General features: G+C 73.8%; 13 protein-coding genes. 5 read left to right on the forward strand and 8 right to left on the reverse strand.

Annotated features, from left to right (window positions below; translation table 11 throughout):
• Positions 1 to 10: 10 nt before the first annotated feature.
• The 3 genes from B086_RS0107405 to B086_RS0107415 form a co-directional block, all read right to left on the reverse strand.
• Positions 11 to 1,150, reverse strand: a complete 1,140-nt coding sequence (locus B086_RS0107405) for a hypothetical protein (protein WP_018565770.1) — start codon at positions 1,148 to 1,150, stop codon at positions 11 to 13.
• A gap of 171 nt (positions 1,151 to 1,321) precedes the next feature.
• Positions 1,322 to 2,062: a class I SAM-dependent methyltransferase gene (locus B086_RS0107410; RefSeq protein WP_018565771.1), complete on the reverse strand. Its 741-nt coding sequence runs from the start codon at positions 2,060 to 2,062 to the stop codon at positions 1,322 to 1,324.
• Between the two features lie 155 nt (positions 2,063 to 2,217).
• The gene (locus B086_RS0107415; RefSeq protein ID WP_018565772.1) at positions 2,218 to 2,970 is read right to left on the reverse strand and encodes a GntR family transcriptional regulator; all 753 of its coding nucleotides are present in this window, start codon (positions 2,968 to 2,970) and stop codon (positions 2,218 to 2,220) included.
• Positions 2,971 to 3,282: 312 nt separating this feature from the next.
• Between B086_RS0107415 and B086_RS0107420 the strand changes: the two genes are divergently transcribed.
• The 3 genes from B086_RS0107420 to B086_RS0107430 all read left to right on the forward strand — a co-directional run bounded on the left by B086_RS0107420 (position 3,283) and on the right by B086_RS0107430 (position 7,148).
• Positions 3,283 to 4,254, forward strand: a complete 972-nt coding sequence (locus B086_RS0107420) for a nucleoside hydrolase (RefSeq protein ID WP_018565773.1) — start codon at positions 3,283 to 3,285, stop codon at positions 4,252 to 4,254.
• Positions 4,255 to 4,263: 9 nt separating this feature from the next.
• Entirely contained in the window at positions 4,264 to 5,685 is a 1,422-nt protein-coding gene (locus B086_RS0107425; protein ID WP_018565774.1) for an MFS transporter, read from the forward strand.
• 467 nt (positions 5,686 to 6,152) lie between these two features.
• A complete protein-coding gene (locus B086_RS0107430; protein WP_018565775.1) occupies positions 6,153 to 7,148 on the forward strand; it encodes an amidohydrolase family protein in 996 nt (331 codons plus the stop codon).
• A gap of 99 nt (positions 7,149 to 7,247) precedes the next feature.
• Here the strand turns inward: B086_RS0107430 and B086_RS0107435 are convergent, their stop codons facing one another.
• From B086_RS0107435 to B086_RS0107455, 5 genes are all read right to left on the reverse strand, one after another.
• Positions 7,248 to 8,552 (reverse strand): Cmx/CmrA family chloramphenicol efflux MFS transporter, encoded by a 1,305-nt coding sequence (locus B086_RS0107435; protein ID WP_018565776.1) that lies wholly within the window; start codon positions 8,550 to 8,552, stop codon positions 7,248 to 7,250.
• Positions 8,553 to 8,661: 109 nt separating this feature from the next.
• The gene (locus tag B086_RS0107440) at positions 8,662 to 9,585 is read right to left on the reverse strand and encodes a helix-turn-helix domain-containing protein (protein WP_018565777.1); all 924 of its coding nucleotides are present in this window, start codon (positions 9,583 to 9,585) and stop codon (positions 8,662 to 8,664) included.
• Between the two features lie 9 nt (positions 9,586 to 9,594).
• Positions 9,595 to 9,924 (reverse strand): hypothetical protein, encoded by a 330-nt coding sequence (locus B086_RS0107445; RefSeq protein WP_018565778.1) that lies wholly within the window; start codon positions 9,922 to 9,924, stop codon positions 9,595 to 9,597.
• Between the two features lie 655 nt (positions 9,925 to 10,579).
• A complete protein-coding gene (locus B086_RS0107450; RefSeq protein WP_018565779.1) occupies positions 10,580 to 11,467 on the reverse strand; it encodes a helix-turn-helix domain-containing protein in 888 nt (295 codons plus the stop codon).
• A complete protein-coding gene (locus tag B086_RS0107455; RefSeq protein ID WP_018565780.1) occupies positions 11,464 to 12,396 on the reverse strand; it encodes a peptidoglycan-binding protein in 933 nt (310 codons plus the stop codon). Before B086_RS0107455 ends, B086_RS0107450 begins: the two co-directional genes overlap by 4 nt.
• Before the next feature lie 297 nt (positions 12,397 to 12,693).
• Here B086_RS0107455 and B086_RS0107460 point away from each other — a divergent pair, with 297 nt between their 5' ends.
• Entirely contained in the window at positions 12,694 to 13,587 is an 894-nt protein-coding gene (locus B086_RS0107460; protein ID WP_018565781.1) for a hypothetical protein, read from the forward strand.
• A gap of 738 nt (positions 13,588 to 14,325) precedes the next feature.
• Positions 14,326 to 16,491, forward strand: a complete 2,166-nt coding sequence (locus tag B086_RS0107465) for a WD40 repeat domain-containing serine/threonine protein kinase (protein ID WP_037873020.1) — start codon at positions 14,326 to 14,328, stop codon at positions 16,489 to 16,491.
• Positions 16,492 to 16,639 lie beyond the last annotated feature (148 nt).

A 16,639-nucleotide genomic window follows, 5' to 3' on the forward strand; every position in this document is an offset into this window, starting at 1 on the left:
TTCGATCCGGTCAACTGCCGCTGTGTCGACGTACGGTGCCCTGCCCGTCCGCCTCCAGCGTTGCCGTGCCGCCGTCGCCGGTGACCACGACTCTGAGCGTGAGCGAGCCGGTGATGCCGTCGGCGGTCAGCTGCCAGCTTCGCGGGGAGCCGGTACCGAGGGTGGTCCTGGCCTCCTCGACCAGGCCGGGCAGGCGGTCGAAGGGCAGGGAACGCGGGTCGAACCCGGCGCTCCGCACACCGGTGGGGGAGAAGACGACCGTCAGCAGACGGTCCTGCACGACGACGGTGAGTGCCCGGCGCCTGTCCGTGTACTCCGTGTTCCCCGCGTTCCCCGTGCTTCCCGTGTTCTCCGTCAACGACTCGACCGCCTTGCGCAGTTCGCCCCGGTCGAGCATCGACTGGCCCGGTCCGACGGTGACCGTGCCGGTCGCCGACGTCACCGTAGTCGTGGACGACGAGGTCGACGAGGACGTGGACGACGAGGAGGAGACGGACGGTCGTCGGGGGGCGCCGCTCTCGTCGGTGCCGAACAGGTCGGCACGGAACAGCAGGAGCACGGCGCCCGCGCCGAGCAGCAGGCCGAGGAGGGTGAGGAGACCGCCGGCGCAGCCCACCGGGGGATCGCTCTTCAAGACCGGGCCGGGCACCGAATCCACCTGGGCCCCGGCGGCTCGCTCCTCCCACTTGGGGGTGGGCCGCTTCACGATCCGCGTCTTCGCCGGCCGGTCCGGGGGATACTCGACCACCACGATGCCGCGCGGCCGGTAGTCGGGCAGTTCGACGAGGTTGATGTCCTGCCGTATCTCGACGCGGTACGCGGGTGCTTCGTCCGGCGCCACGGACAGCTCGAACCGCACGGGTACGTCGCTGCTCTCGCCGCCGACGGCCTCCAGGCTCTCGATCACCGCGAGCGCCGTGCGCGGTACGACGGCCGCCTCACGGGCCCGGCGCGGCAGCGTGGCGAGGAAGAGGACCAGACCGTACACCGCGGGCAGGACCAGCCCCACGACGACCGGCAGCGCCTTCTCGACGACGCACCCGCCGATGAAGGCGGTCAGGGACGCCCCGATCACCCCGCCGGTCAGGAGCCCGCGGGCGAGATCGGCGGGTGTGCTGTGCGCGGGCTGCGCGTCCGCGGTGAAGGTCATGTGGGCGATTGTGCACGCCAGGGCCAACGGCCGACAGCCCTGTGGAAAACCCCTCGCGAAAGATCGTGGAAGATCGCGAAGGGTCGCGGACGAGCGGCACCGGCCCTGGTCGGCGGAGGGTAGGGGGGAACACTTTCACGGCTCGGTGCGGCGGTGCGTGCGGTGCGGTGCCTACGATTTGTGGGTCACCCAGAGCGTTTCCGCCGGCCAGCGGTGTGCCCAGTCAGGCGGGTCGGTTCGGTTGTAGCCGTTGGCTGTTCCGGGGTCGGGCCGCGGCTCGATGAGGTCGTCGATGACGAGACCCGCGCCGCGCAGGACCCTGACCCAGTCGCCGTAGGTGAGCTGATAGCTGGTCGCGCCGTCGTCCTCGGCGATGGCGTTCAGCCCGAAGTAGTCCTGCTGGAGTGTCGTGGTCGCGCGCCCGGCGGCTTCGTCGTAGCAGGCTTCGAACCATGGGCTGGCGACGTTGAACACCAGGCGCCCACCGCGGCGCAGGACGCGTGCGGCCTGCGGGACGGCCAGGCGCGGGGGCGCCCAGCTGAGCCCGCCGTAGTCGCAGAACACCAGGTCGAAGCTGTCGGCGGTGAACGGGAGGTGTTCGGCGGCGCCTTGCACCAGCGGATAGCGGGCCGCTCCCATCGCGCCTGCCGCCGCGGCGAGTTGGGCTTCGGACAGATCGATTCCCACCACGGCGGCGCCCTCGGCGGCGAGCGCCCTGGACCACTGGCCCGCGCCGCAGCCGAGTTCGAGGACGCGCTTGCCGGTGACGTCGCCCAGAGCGCGCAGGTGCGCGTCGGGGACGGCGTACGTGCCCCAGAGCCGGGGCGCCGCGCCGATCTGCGGGTCGTGCTGGTGCTGGTAGGCGCTGCTGAACTGGTTCCAGAACCGCCGGTTGGCGGGAATGCTGTCCACGCGCCGACTCAAGCACCGCCTGTCGGGGGTGGTCAACACGATTGTGGTGCGGCCGGGAGGACGCCGAGGACGCCCCACCGGCCCACCGGCCGCAGGTGTCCCGATGCGATCGGGCGATCCCGGGCGATCCCGGGCGGGCCGCCCCGCCCGGCCCGTCAGCGGCGCGGTGCCAGGTGCAGCAGCGGGGCCCCCGCCGGGAACAGGTACTTGGCGGCCATGACCGGGCGGCCCGAGACGGAGACGGTCTGGGTGAGAAGGAGCGCCGGTGTCTCCGGGGGCCGGGAGATGGCCGTACCGCGCTCCTTGCCGAGCATGGTGGCGCCCAGGGTGCTGCGGGCCGTCATCGGCAGGGGCGCGGCGTCCAGGAAGGCGGAGAGCATGGTGGCCGCCGGGTCCGGGGCGGCGGGCGCGGTGCCGAGCGCCGTGGACAGGGCCGGGTCGACGGCGCGCAGCGTCGCCTCGTCCGCCGCCCACTCGTGCGCGAAGCACGCCGGGGCGCCGTCGATGTCGACGACCGTCTCCCAGAAGCAGGTGCGCTCCGAGGGTGCCAGACGCAGGTGGAAGCCCGAGAAGTCCGTGGGCTCCTCCAGTTCGGCCGCGAGGCGGCGGCAGCGTACGGTACCGGGACCGAGCAAGGACTCGACGGGCAGCAGACGCTCCAGGCCCGGCGCGGGCGGCGACTGGCTCACGGTGCTGCCGGAACCCTGCCGCCGGATGATGACGCCGTCCTCCTGGAGCAGGATCAGCACCTCGCGCAGCGCCGGGCGGCTGACGCCGAGCTGTGCGGCGAGGGCGGGTTCGGAGGGCAGCCGCGCGCCCGGGGGGAAGGTGCCGTCGTCGATGGCCGCGACGATGCGCTGGTAGAGCTCGACGCGGGGTGAGTGGCGGCGGTCTCCCTGCCGAGGCATCAAGGCTCCTCTTTTTGTCTGACAAATATCGCGGACCGGTATCCGGTTCGGTTCAGGATAGCTCGCCGGTGCGTCGGCCGTCCCGTCGCGGTTCGCGGATCGCTCCTGCCTTGTCTTGCCTGCGTGAAACGGTTCCTCGCCGCCTCGAAGCGGGAGGGGGCGTGTTCAGCGTCACTCTTGTGCTCGCGGTGGGGCCGTGCCTAACCTCTCGCCAGCCCACCGAAAGCTGTCTGACAACTTGAGGGTGGTGCCGTCGGGTGGCGCCTCCGCGCGACCCCAGGACTCCCCGCAGGACTCCCCGAAAGAGGCGACATGTCCGTCCTCGCATCACGTCCGCTGCTCATGGACTGCGACACCGGCATCGACGATGCCGTCGCACTGCTGTACCTGTGCCAGACCCCGGGTGTCGATCTGCGCGCGGTCACCACGGTCGCGGGCAACACCAGCGCCGAGCAGGCCGCCCGCAACACCCTCCAGGTCCTCCAGGTCGCCGGCCGCACCGACATCCCGGTGGCCGCGGGCGCAGCGACGACCCTCCGCGGCGACGTGAACGCCGATGCGAGCTTCGTCCACGGTGAGGGAGGTCTCGGCGGTGTCAGCCTGCCCGCGCCCTCCGCCGGTACGGACCCCCGGCACGCCGCGGACCTCATCATCGACACCGCCCGCCGGGCCGGCGGGGACCTGCACATCCTCGCCACCGCCCCGCTGACCAACCTGGCCCTCGCCCTGCGCAAGGAACCCCGGCTGCCGGAACTGGTCTCCCGCGTCACCGTGATGGGCGGCGCCGTCCACCACCCCGGCAACATCAGCCCGGTCGCCGAGGCGAACATCGGCCACGACCCCGAAGCGGCCGCACTGGTGCTGGCGGCCGACTGGGACCTCACCCTCGTCCCGCTCGACGTGACGATGCGGGAGAACCTCACCGAGGCGCACCGGCAGCGGCTGCTCGCCCACGGCTCGCCGGTGAGCCGGCTCGCCGGTGAGATCCTCGACTTCTACTTCACCTTCCACGAGGAGACCGCGCTGCCCTTCCGCGGATCCGCCTGCCACGACCCCCTCGCGGCCGGTATCGCCGTCGGCGAGGTCACCCCGGTCCTCGCGCCGCGCCTGCACGTCACCGTGGACACCGCGGACGGCGCGGCCCGCGGCGCGCTCGTCGCGGACACCCGGGGCATCCACCTGGGCTACCCGGAGCAGCCCGGCGCCCGTGCCGCCGTCGTGCTCAAGACCGACGGCACCTTCCCGGACCTCCTCGTCGACCGGCTCTGCCAGACCGGGAAGTGAGACGGCGCGATGACCACTGACCTGACCACCCGGCCGGCGAGGACGGCGGCCGGGACCGCGGCGCTCATGACGGCGCTGCTCGCCGCGTGCACGGCCTTCCAGCTCAACGCCAGCATGCTGAGCCCGGCCCTGGTGACCATGGCCCGCGAGCTGCACACCGACGAGACGAACACCGGCCTCTCGCAGACCGTGTTCTTCACCGCGTCCGCGATGTTCTCCCTGTTCCTGCCCCGCTACAGCGACATCGTGGGCCGCAAGAGGGTGCTGCGCTGGATGCTCGTCCTCATGGCGGCGGGGACCGTCCTGGCCGCGCTGGCCCCGAACATCGCGGTCCTCGACATCGCACGGGCCGCGCAGGGCGCCTCCGGACCCGTCGTGCAGATCTCCCTGCTGATGCTGCGCTCCGAGATCACCGACCCCAAGCGGTTCGGCACCCTGATGGGCGTGGTCGCGGCGGTCAACGGCGGCATCGCGGGGGTGGACGCGCTGGCCGGTGGCTGGCTCGCCAGCCACCACGGATTCCGCAGCGTCTTCTGGGTGATCGCGGTCGTCGCCGTGCTCGCCGCGGTCCTGGTCCAGATGAACTGCCCGGAGTCCCGGCCCTCCGCCGGAACCCCGATGGACTGGGCGGGCGTGGTCCCCCTCGTGCTGAGCGTCGCCACGCTGCTGCTCGCCGTGGACGAGGCGGAGAAACTCGGAGCGGCGAACTGGCCGTACGCGAGCGGGCTCCTGGTCGTCGCCGTGGCCGCGTTCGCGGTGTTCTGGCGGACGGAGAAGCGCGGCAGCGACCCCCTGGTCCGGATCGACGACCTGCGCCGACGCGCCACCTGGGCTCCGCTGCTGACCACCCTGCTGACGCTCATGGGCGTGTTCGCCACCGTCAACGGCGTGCTGATGTCGTTCGTGCAGAACGACAGAGCGGGCTTCGGCATGGGAGCCACCTCGGCCTCGGTGGTGTTCCTGACCCCGTTCGCGCTGGTCGGCTGGCTCGTGGGCCCGTTCACCGGCCGGCTGGCGCCGGTCCTCGGCTACCGGCGGGTGCTCCGCGCGGGTCTGGCGGGCAGCGCGGTGGTGATCGCCTTCATGGCCCTCGTCGGCGTGCACTCACTGCCGGTGATGATCGCCTGCACCGTGCTGCTCGGCCTCACCTACGCGGGTGTGGCCAACATCGTGCTCAACCTGCTCGGAGTCGTCCTCGCGCCGAAGGACCACCCCGGGTTCCTGCCGGGGCTGATCTCGGCCGCCTTCGGCCTCGGCGCCGGGCTGAGCTTCGCGGTGCTGTCCGCCGTACAGGTCACGGGCAGCCCGGAGGGCAGCGGCTCCACGAGCGGGTACGTGACGGCGATGCTCACCGGCGCGGTCGTCGTCGTCGCGGCGTTCGCCGCCTCCTTCCTCATCCCGCGCCCCGAGGACGCCGAGGTCACCGCCTGACGGAGGGGCGCGGGCCCGCGCACGAGCGGCACGGCACCACCGGCCGACTGGGGCGGTCTCCGCGGCGCCGCGGGCGGAGCCGCGGAGACCGCCGCCGTGCGCAAGGCCCGAGCCCGGTCCGCGCTCCGAGCCTCCGCCGCCGGAGCTGACCCGCCCGCAGGGCGAGCAGGACATGCTGACGCGTGACGTGGAAGAGATCCTCCATGTACGGCACCGCCACCGCCCGCAGTCCGTGACCGCGCGGCGGACCGGCCGCAGCGCACTGCTGTCGGGCACGCCGCTGCGCCGGGCGAGTTCCGCGAGCCGCCGCTGTCCCGCTCACCCTGTTCCCGTCATGCTGTTCCGTCCATCGGAACCGCTCGTGCGGATGGACGGACCCGCTTCCCGCGGTGGCGCTCGGGGGCACCCGGGAACAACCTCGGCATCCCAGAGCTTTCCAGGGCTTTCCAGAGCAACGGAGACTCCGTATGAACCCGACCGGACTCGTCGGACTCGCCGGACTCGTCGGACTCGTCGACGTACACGCCCACTACCTCACCGACGGCTATGTGGCCGCGGCCCGTGCCGCCGGTGTCGAGCACCCCGACGGCATGCCCGGCTGGCCCGCCTGGAGCGTCGAGCAGCACCTCGGCCTGATGGAACGCGCCGGGATCGACAAGTCCTATCTGTCGATCTCGTCGCCGGGTGTGCACTTCGGCGACGACGGCGCGGCCCGCGCGCTGGCCCGCGAGGTCAACGAGTCCGGTGCCCGGGTCCGCGCCGCCCACCCGCACCGGTTCGGCCTCTTCGCCTCCCTGCCCCTGCCCGACGTCGACGGCGCGCTCGCCGAGGTCGCACACGCATTCGAGGTGCTGGGGGCGGACGGTGTGACCGTGGAGAGCAACCACCAGGGCGTCTACCTCGGCGACCCGCGCCTCGAACCGCTCTGGGAGGACCTCGACCGGCGCGGCGCCGTCGTCTTCGTCCACCCCACCTCGCCGCCGCACGCCGGTGAACTCGCCCTGGGCCGCCCCCGGCCCATGCTGGAGTTCCTCTTCGACAGCGCCCGCACCGCGAGCGACCTGCTCCTGCGCGGCGTCCTCGCCCGCCGCCCGCGCATCCGGTGGATCCTCACCCACGGCGGCGGCGTCCTGCCGCTGCTCGCCGACCGCATGGAACTCTTCCGCACCCACCTCGGCGAGGGCCCCGAGGGCCCCGCGGACGCCCCGGGCACCGTCGAACAGCTCGGCCGCCTCTGGTACGACATGGCCGGTACGCCCTTCCCGCGCCAGATCCCCGCCCTGGACGCGGCCTTCGGCACCGAGCGCCTGCTCTACGGCAGCGACCACTGCTGGACCCCCGCCGAGACCGCCCTCGCCCAGGTCGCCACCGTCGACGCCGCGCCCGCGCCGTCCGGCGCCGCCACCTGGCGCGACCTCACCACCCGCAACGCGCACCGCCTCTTCCCCGCCCTCGCGCGGTGACCGCGGGGGCGGCCCGCGGAATCCGGCCGTGCCGCGCCCGTGCAGGCCGCGGTCCGGAGTGTGGGCGTCGGCGTGGGCATGGGCGTGGGCCGGACCTGGTCAGTCGTGGCTGAGCACCGGCCGCTCGCCGTCGCCGTCGTGGCCGGAGGCCGTCGCGCAGGCCGCCGGGGCGCCCTGGTCCGACGGCGTGTCCGTCACGTCGGACGTGAGCAGCGGCGCCCGGCCGTCTTCTCGCGGTGCGGAGGTCCGTACGACGCGGGACCGGCTGTGCAGCCGCAGCGAGACGGTCACCAGGGCGATCGCCACCGCGGTCATGGCCGCGCCCGCCCAGGCGGTGGAGGCGAAGCCGAAACCGGCGTCGATCACCGAGCCGCCGAGCCAGGGACCGCCGGTGTTGCCGAGGTTGAAGGCGGCCGTCGTCGTCGCGCCCGCGAGCGTGGGAGCGGCGCCCGCCACGTTGAACATGCGCGCGTTCAGCGCCGGGGCCGTGTAGAACGCCGAGAAGCCCAGCAGGAACGACAGGACCACCGCGGCCACCGGGCTGGACGCGAACAGCGCGAGGGCGACCAGCAGCACGGTGGAGGTGACGATCCCGGAGAGCAGCACACCGAACAGGTGGGCGTCGGCGACCCGGCCGCCCACCGTCGTACCGACCAGCGCCCCGACGCCGAAGAGCGCCAGCACCGTCGGCACCCAGCCGTCCGCCAGCCCGGCCACATCGGTGAGCAGCGGCGCGAGGTAGGAGAAGGCGCAGAACACGCCGCCCGCCGCCAGCGCGGTCACACCGATGGAGAGCCACACCTGCCGGTCCCGGTAGATCGCCAGCTCGCCCCTCAGCGCCGAGTGACGCTCGGGCAGCGGGATGCGCGGGATCCGGGTCAGCACACCGGCCAGCGCGATCGCGGACGCCAGGGCCACCGCCCAGAACGCCGACCGCCACCCCAGGTGCTCACCGAGGAAGGCCCCGGCCGGCACCCCCAGTACGTTGGCGATCGACAGACCGCCGATCATCACCGCCATCGCGCGGGCCCGCGAGGTCACCGGCACCATCGCGATGGCCACGGCCGCGCCGACCGCCCAGAAACCGGCACAGGCGAGGGCGCTCACCACCCGCGACACGAACAGGATGTCGTACGTCGGCGCCAGCGCGCCCGCGACCTGGCCGAGGCCGAACACCGAGATCAGGGCGACCAGCGTGGTCTTGCGCGGCAGCCGCAGCGTCGCGGCGGCGAGCAGCGGCGCACCGACCACCATGCCGATCGCGAACGCCGATATCAGCAGACCGGCCTGCGGAATGGACACGTCCATGTCCTCGGCGATGGGCGGCAGCAGCCCGGACAGCATGAACTCGCTCGTGCCGAGCGCGAACACGGACAGACCGAGGATGTAGACGGCGAGCGGCATACGGGCAGCCGGGGGCCGTGCGGAGGAAACGTGCATGACAAGCAGTAACGACGCTCTCGCTCCCGGCATTCCCGTCGCTTCCCACGCGGGCCCCGGTCGGCGACCGCGATCAGCCACCACTCTCGTGCACCGGTCGGATCACCTCCGTCCGGTGCGCCGATGCGCCGTGGCCGGCGGTGGTGATCCAGCCGGGTGGGGTGGTGCCGTTGCGGTGCGCCTCCCGGCCGACCGACCGGGACAGGGCGGTGAGGGCGTCCGCGAAAGCCTGGACGCCCGCGGCCATGGCGGTGGGGGCGTTGCGGACGCCGGGGTCCGCGGCGATGGCTTCGACAACCGGTCTGATGCCCGCGGCGAGCCGTTCGACGTCGTAGCGGGCGTCGGTGTCCGTTCCGCCGAGGGCGAGGGGCACCGGGTGGACACGGCGGATCAGCCGCGTGCGCTGGGCGCGCGGCGGGGGGCGGCGCGTGCCGTGCTGGGCGATGACGTGGCTGTAGGCGTCGAGGTACGGGCGCTGTGCGGCCGGGTGGCGGACACCGCAGGCGGTCAGGAACGTGATCAGCTGCTCGTGGTCGGCCGGCAGGCCCTTGCGGTTGACGATCCGCCACGCGGTGGTGCGCGGCAGCGGCTTGCGGCCGGGAGTGAGACGGGCGTCCGTGAGGGAGGGAGCACCGGCGCGTTCGTAGGCCAGGGCCAGGGCAAGGCCGAGCTCGCGCTTGCTGCTGATGAAGTCGGGTGCGGGCGCCCTGAGTTCGTGGAGCCTGCCGCGCTGTGCGGTGCGGCCGCGGACGAGCAGGAGCCGGGCCCGCTTCCGCGCGTCCTCACCGGCTCCGCAGGCGCGCAGATAGGCGTCGAGGACGGTCGTCGTGGGCCGGGCGGTACCGGACTCCGCGCGCTGGACGGCGCCACGGGAGACGTTGGCGGCTTCGGCCAGGCCGCGCTGGGGCAGCCGGGCCGCCCGGCGCAGCGCGATCAGATGCCGGGCGAGGTCGGCGAAGGGGCGCCGCGTGGTGCCGTCGGCGGGGCAACGGGTCATGTCCGGCCCCTACTTGCCCGCGCCGGAGCGCACGGCGGTCTCGACGAGGACCGTCATCAGACGGCGGCCGCCACCGGCGGCGGTGAGCGTGGCCGCGCCGATCGTCCCGCAGCCGCCCAGCAGCGCGAAGACGGTCCGCAGCTCGATACCGGAGAGGATCAGTCCGCAGCCCAGGCCCAGGAAGGTGATCAGCAGGATCAGCGCGTGGGTGGGCCCGAACCGCCCGGCGGTGACGTCCCGTTCGCCGCCGTGGGCCGTCGTCGGCGGCGGCGCGTCGGCGGAAGGACAGGCGCAGGCCGGGGCGGGGCCGGTCGGGCGGGGGAGGGAAGCATGGCTCATGTGCGCGGGACTCCGTCCTGACAGGGGTCGCCGACGATGTGCCGGGACCCGGGCTCTGGTCGCAAAGTGACGCGGCCCGCATGGCAGTTGGCCCTGCCGTGCAGCGGGCTGCGTGGCACACAGCCTTCCACGCTCGCGGATCCCGCCGCACCGCCCCGGCGGGCTGTTTGTCTGTTGTGCGGCTTCCCGGCCCCGCGGATGTTCCCCACTCCACCGTGAAATCCGCCGCCCCGCGGACCCGCGCCCGCCCGGCTGACGGCGGCCTCGTCCGCGCGCTCCGCGACCGCGGCGGCTCACCGTTCGTTCCAGCCGACTTGCGGCCCGGCCTCCATCAGAAAGACGCTGGTCCCAGCACAACACCGACGGCCGAGCCGCCGGTGTGCTCCTGACGGCTCCTGGTCGCAAGCCCGAACCCGTTTCAGGACTCTCCGGCAGGCGCGTTGGCCCGCGCCCGCCGACCCACCCGGCCGGCACCGAACCCGGTGCCGGCTCGGGGCCGACACCCCGCGATACCCAGTGACACCCCGCGATACCGGTACTTCGCGGCGACTTTGCGCCGGTCACCACGGGACCGTGGACCGGGACACCGGCAGAACCGCTCCCCGCGCGCCGAGTTGGTACGGCCCAGGTTCACGTTCAAGTCTCAGGTTCAGGCTCAGGGGCGGAAGCACTCCTGCGCCGTGCCAGGAGCGGGAACGAAGCACAGGCGCACCTGGCTCTGGTCCGGATCGCCGAGCATCGGGGTGAACCGGTAGGCCCTCGTGTCCGCTTCGCCGGTGACGACGACACGGCGCGATGGTGTGCCGGGGGCCGAGATCTCCACGCTGTCCCCGACGTGGGAGTGCCAGATGCGGCCCCAGGCGGCGGCGCACACCTGGCTGTAGCGGATCTCCACGCTCGCGCCGGTGCCGGTGCGGTGCGGCGCCCCCAACGCTTCGGCGCGCCCCGGCAGTCCGCACGCCATGAGCGCGGGGTCCTTCCCGGCGCAGGCCGTCCCGTGGCAGCCGGGGGCCGGATCCAGGGCCGGGGCCTGGAGCGCCGTACGGCCGGGACCGGGTGTCGGTGCCGACAGGGCCGCCGTCAGCGCCGCAGCCACGACGGCCGCGCTCGCGGCGGCGAGGAGCAGCGGGCGGCGGCGCGGTCGCCGGGGGCGGACGGTGGACGGCGGCGCAGGCTCGCGGGCGACGGACGCGGGCGGGGCGGGACGCGCGACCGGGCCGCGCGGGTCCGGGCCGTACGGGTCCGGGCCGTACGGGTCCGGGCCGTACGAGGCGGTGGCCTGGGCCGAGCGGGCGCGGCCGCTCCACTCGGCGTCGGCGAGCTCCCACAGCGCGAGCAGCCGTCCGGGCGGCTCGCCCGCCATCGCGCAGAGCGCCTCGACGGCCTGCCGGGGGACAGGGAGTCGGCCGTTGAGATACCGCTGCCACGACGATCTGCTGTACGCGGTGCGCCCGGCCAGCGCCGTCAGGCTCAGGCCCGTCCGGGCCCGGACCGCGCGCAGCCCCTCGGCCAGGGCGGCGCACTCAGGGGCGGGGCCGGTCATCGGCGCAGTGCCCCCCAGGTGTGCGGGCCCACGACGCCGTCCGCCGGGAGTCCGGACCGGTTTTGCAGCCGCATCACCGCGGCGATCGTCTGCTGCCCGTAGACGCCGTCGACGGCACCGGGCTCCAGCTTGCGGTAGGCGAGCAGGCACTGCGCTTCCACCACGTCCCAGCCGGGTCCGGCGAGCACGGCGGTACGGGTCGTGCTGTATCCGGCGGACAGCGCGCCGTCGGCGGTGCCGGTCCGCTGCACCTTGCACGGGTAGGAGGTGCCGGGCCTGAAGACGTACCTGCCGTGCGCGGCGGTGCCCGGCGCGGCGGAGGCCGACCGGGACGAGGGCGTGTCGGGCGTCGTACGCGCCGTGGCGTCCTCGTTCCCGTCCCGGACCCCGCCGACCAGCAGACCCGCGGCCAGCCCGGCGAGCGCGGCGGCCACGGCGGCGGCGAGCAGGGCGCGGCCGGAGAAGCTCCGCCGCGGCTCGCGCCGGGCAGCGGAAGCCGACGGAGGAGCGGGCGAGGACGGCGGGACGGTCCGGGCGTCCCCCGCCACGGCCGACGACGAAGGCACCGACGACGAAGGCACCGACGACGAAGGCACCGACGACGAAGGCACCGACGACGAAGGCACCGGCGGCGGCACCGTCGACGGCGACGGTTCGTCCCGGTGCTGCCACGCCTGTTCCGCCAGCTCGTGCAGGACCAGCAGCCGGGTGGGCTCCGCCCCCGTGACCCGGGCCAGTTGCTCCACCGCCCGGCGGGGGGCCAGCACCTTGCCGTTGAGGTACCGCTCCCAGGACGAGCGGCTGTAGTCGGTCTTGGCCGCGAGCGAGGCGAGACTCAGCCCGCTGTGATCCTTCAACCTGCGCATCTGCACGACGAGTTGCCGCACCTTCTGCTCCAGCGAGTCCGGCAGCTCCGTCCACCTCGGCATGCCTCACTCCGTACGTGTCAGGGCCCCTGGGGCCGTCATCTTCACGCCGTGACCTATAACCACGCGGCCCGGGGCCGCGGTTCCCGCCGACCGGCGGCGGCGCGCCGTTTCGGCCAGGCCCCGGCGAGGCACGGCCCGCCGACTCACGGATCTTCGTTCCGGACGGAATTGCACACGGCCGGTTCCCGGCCGACAGAGGCCCAACTCCCTTTCAAATGCTAGCTTTTGAGTTCACGGTCGTATCTGGATCGGGGGCGGCTGATGCGAGAGGCAAGCCCGACAGGGAATCCGTTGCCAGTGGCAGCATCGCTGCTCGGCGACGCACTGCGATCTTTCGGGTTTCTGGCGTTACTGGCGTTGATCCCCATCGGGGCTTTGATTCTTTTCCTCCTCGTTCTCCATTTCATGACAAGGCATGAGAGAGGCCGGAAGCCCAGCCGTGGCGAGGTCGCCCGCCAGGAGGAGCGGGCCGCGTCCGAGCGGCACAGGCAGGTCGAGGCGCAGTTGCTGCGCGAGCGGGTGTTGCGGGCTGATCCGCAGTGGCCGGAGGCAGTCCTGGACCACTTCCTCAGATGGCTCCTGAGCCGGCCGGACGAGAGGTCGATGCAGGAGTGGATGGCTTTCCGGCAGTTCCAGGGGCTTCAGCTGAGGGAGAGGGAGGTCGAGGAGGCACGGGAGAGGGCGCGCCGCGAGGGCTTGGCAGTTCACGACGGACGCCGCTGGCGCCTCACTGCCCGAGGGCGCCGCATCTTCGAAGAGCACGGGGGAGACAGGAAGCGCATGAACGAGGCGGAGAAGAAGCGGCAACAGCCGCATATCAGGATCGACGCGCGCGGAGCAGGCACCGTGGCGCACACGATCGAAGGTGGCGTCCACGGCACCACCGTGCACCATGCCGCCGCGCCCACGCCGGTACCGGCCGAAGCCGACCTACAGGCCGTCTTGCAGTTGGTGGAGCGGCTGCGTACCGCGCTTGCCGACACCGACGAGCTGTCCGACCTGGCCCGCCAGCGGGCCTCGGGAGATCTCGGTGAGCTGGACCGTGAGCTCAGGGCTCCCGTGGCGGACCGGGAACCCGGCCGGGCCCGCGCGGCTCTGGAGCGTCTTCGCACCACGTTGCTCGGCGTGGACGGACTCCTTGAGGTGGTGAACCAGATGTGGGACCGCCTTCGACACTGGTTCCCGGCCTGACGTCGGTTCTCCCCGGCGGTACGCCGGTTCTTCCGGTGAGCTCGGGCGGTGATGCCCCTGGTCATGAGGGTGACCGCGGCCCGGATGACGGCGACTCGGCGTGTGTCCTGCCCTCTGGGCCCCGACCCCACCCGGCGGTGTCCGCCAGATCGGGGCGGAGCCGCTCGGCGCTCGGCGCTCGGCAGAGCCCAGCACCCGATCCGCTCCCGCAACTCCGCTCCCGCAACTCCGCTCCCGCAACTCCGCGTCCAGCTCCGCCGCGCCGGCGGCAGTGCCGCCACCGGACCGGCGTACGGACGACGCGGGTTCGACCCGCCCAGGACGTGCGGGCCGTCGCGGTGCGGCCACGGCCCGCCGGGTGGTCACGGCAGCGGCGCGCCGACCGAACTGTCACGCGGCGAAGGGGCCCCGGGGCGGGGGTGCCGCCGGGTCGCCGCGCGTGCCGCCGGCGCCAGTTGTGGGCGTAGCGCGGCGCCGCCGCCGGGCCCCTTCCCGTCACAGGACGCGGGCCCGCTTGTGACGGTCCGCCGACCGCCGCTCGCGAACGTGGGCCCCCGCTTGTGACAGGACAGGGGCAGACGCCCCGGCCAGGGCTCCATTACGCTGACGCCCGGACGAGCGCGCGCCTCGGCGGAGCGCTGGGTTCGGTGCGGTGAGGGCGCGTGGTGCCGTGTCCTCGCCGGAGGCAGCCAGTTGCCCGCGTGGCGCAGGCACGACCAGCTAGGGGTGACAGTCGGCATGTCCCGACCGGACCACGGCCCGCACGCGGTTCCGCACCCGGCCGGTGTCCCGGGGTGGCCGGTCGAGCCACCACCGGTGCGCCCGCTGGGATCCGGCGATCCGGTCACCGCCGGCCCGTACCGGCTGGAGGGCCTGCTCGGTTCGGGCGGCATGGGCCGGGTCTACCTGGCGCGCACCCCGGCCGGCAGCGCGGTGGCCGTCAAGGTCGTGCACCGCGAGTACGCGGCCGACGCGTCGTTCCGCAAGCGGTTCGAGCAGGAGGTGTCCGCGGCCCGGCGGGTGCAGGGCCTCTACACCGTGCCGGTCGTCGACGCGGATCTGGCCACCGACGAACCGTGGCTGGCCACGGCGTACGTCCCCGGCCCGGCCCTGCACGACGCGGTGGCCGCGCGCGGACCGCTGGCGGCCACCGCGGTGCTGGCGCTGACGGCGCAGGTGGCCGAGGCGCTACAGTCCATCCACGCGGCCGGGGTGATCCACCGCGATCTGAAACCCTCCAACATCCTTCTCAGCGCCGACGGTCCCAAGGTCATCGACTTCGGGATCGCGCGCGCCGCGGACGTCACCTCGATGACGAGTACGGGCATGCTGGCCGGCACGCCCGGCTACATGGCGCCCGAGTACATCAGGGGCGAGAGCCTCACCGCCGCCGTCGACGTCTTCGCGCTCGGAGCCATCGCCGCGTACGCCGCCACCGCGCGGCCCGCGTTCGGCGGCACCGGGCACAGCGTGCTGTACCGCATCCTCGAACAGGCGCCGGATCTCGACGGCTGCCCCGAGCCCGTCCGGACCGTGGCCGCCCGCTGCCTGGCGAAGGACCCCGCGCAACGGCCGGGCCTCGCCGAGGTCATCCGCCGGTGCCGTACCGACGGCACCGGCGCTCCCGCCCGGCCGGACCCCGCCGTACCGCCGCAGCGGACCGCCGTCGACCCCGCGCCGGATCTCCACAGCGCCGCCACCGCACCGGATTTCCACAGCGCCGCCACCGCGCCCGCGGCGCCCCGGGCGCCGGAGCCCGGCGCGGGGCAGGGGAGTCCGGCGCAGCCGCCGGACGCCGCCACCGGGCCCGGTCCGGCACAGCCCGCACCGCTCGCGCACACACCGGCGATGTCCGTGCCCGCGCTGCTGGGCGGCATCGGAGTACTGGCCGTGGTCGGCATCCTGGTCGCGGTGCTGCTGCCCGGAAGCTCCTCCGGCCGCCACACGCCCACCGAGGTGCAACCGGCCGCCACGCTGGGGGGCTACCCCCGGGGCAAGGGCCCGGAAGGCGTGGCGTTCAGCCCCGACGGCGCCACCCTCGCGACAGGCGCCGGGGGCGGCACGGTGCGGCTCTGGGACGTGGCCGGGCGCAAGGTGCGCGCCCGGTTCGCCCCGCGGACGGCGCCCGGCGCCACCCCGGTGGCCGTGACCACGGTCGCCTTCAGCCCCGACGGCCGGCTGCTCGCCGCCGGAACGGCGCGGAACGTCGTCACGCTGTGGGACGTCGCCCGGCGGCGGCAGGTCGCCGCCATCACCACGACCGACGAGGACTCCGACTCCATCGACAGTGTGGCGTTCAGTCCCGACGGCCGGCTCCTGGCCACCGCGAGCGAGGGCGGCGCGCAGCTCTGGCGCGCGGGCACCGGCTCGGATCTGGGCACATCCGTCGCGGTGCTCGACGACGACATGTGGGCGCGGCAGGTGGCGTTCAGCCGGGACGGCAGGACGCTGGCCACCGTGGGCCACTCCCGCGACCGGAACTCCGGTTCCGCGTGGAGCGTGCGGCTCTGGGACGTGGACCGGCACAAGGCGCGCAAGGAGCTGGTCCGCGCCGAGGAGGTCTACGGCGTCTCGTACAGCGCCGACGGCAGGATCCTCGCCACCGCCGCCGAGAACCGGCGGGTCGAGCTGTGGAACGCCGCCGACGGCCGTGCCGCGGGCAGCGTCGACGAGACGACCGGTGTGCCGGTCCAGTGCGTGGAGTACAGCCCTCGCGGCTCCATCCTCGCCGTGTTCGACGGCCAGGTGGTCCGGCTCTGGGACACGGCCGAGAACAAACTGACGTACCGGCTGGTCGGCAACCACTGGAACGTCCGGACCCTGGCGTTCGGCCCCGACGGCACACAGGTCGCGACGACGAGTTCCGACGGTGTCGTGTACCTGTGGAAGATCCCGGCGTCCTGACCGGGTCCGCCCTTCGGCGCCACCGCGTCGCCGAGGAACCCGGCCGGGTGACGCGTCATCAGCGTGCTACGGGCGGGGCGTACGACGGCAGGACGGAAGGCCGGCTCTCTGGGCAACGTGACATTGTACGCTGGTGGTACGTGTGTCT

The organism is Streptomyces sp. PsTaAH-124 (assembly GCF_000373685.1).
Lineage (GTDB): Bacteria > Actinomycetota > Actinomycetes > Streptomycetales > Streptomycetaceae > Streptomyces > Streptomyces andamanensis.